Below are 450 nucleotides of genomic sequence, written 5' to 3' on the forward strand. Positions count from 1 at the left end.
GATGGGCTGGACGCCGAGACCCTGCGCGTGCTGGGCCTGCTGCTGGCCGAGCTGCCGGTGAAAACCGCCGCCCGCCTGGGCGCCGAGCTGACGGGGCGTCCCAAAAACGCGCTGTACCAGGCGGCGCTGGCACTCAAGGCGGCGGACTGAAGGCCGGGCGCCCTCAGGGGCGGTCCGGGCCGTCCAGCCGCTGCGGCGCCGTCGGCGCACCGGTCGGCGGCACGGCGTCGGCGTCGCGGACCTCGCGCACCTCCACGTCCACCACCCCGTCCGGGGGCGCGGCGTCCGGGCCGCGGCCCGCCGCGCCCGGCCAGACCCGTTCGGCGGCGTAGCGCTGGAACCGGCCGACGAACACCGGCGCCGTCGGGCGCCGGCCGCGCAGCAGCGCCCACAGCACGCCCAGCGCCAGCAGCACCAAGGCCAGGCCCAGCAGGGCCAGGGCCAGCACCG

At 78.9% G+C, this 450-nt stretch carries 1 protein-coding gene and 1 pseudogene; one reads left to right on the plus strand and one right to left on the minus strand.

Going from position 1 to position 450, the window contains the following annotated elements:
* Nucleotides 1-150 (plus strand): annotated as a pseudogene (locus HA630_RS22640) (rRNA (cytidine-2'-O-)-methyltransferase); the annotation flags it as partial.
* A gap of 13 nt (nucleotides 151-163) precedes the next feature.
* Here the strand turns inward: HA630_RS22640 and HA630_RS00760 are convergent.
* Nucleotides 164-450 (minus strand): hypothetical protein (locus HA630_RS00760; RefSeq protein ID WP_166832059.1); only part of this gene is annotated, 287 nt, incomplete at its 5' end.

This window comes from Aquabacterium sp. A08 (assembly GCF_011742065.1).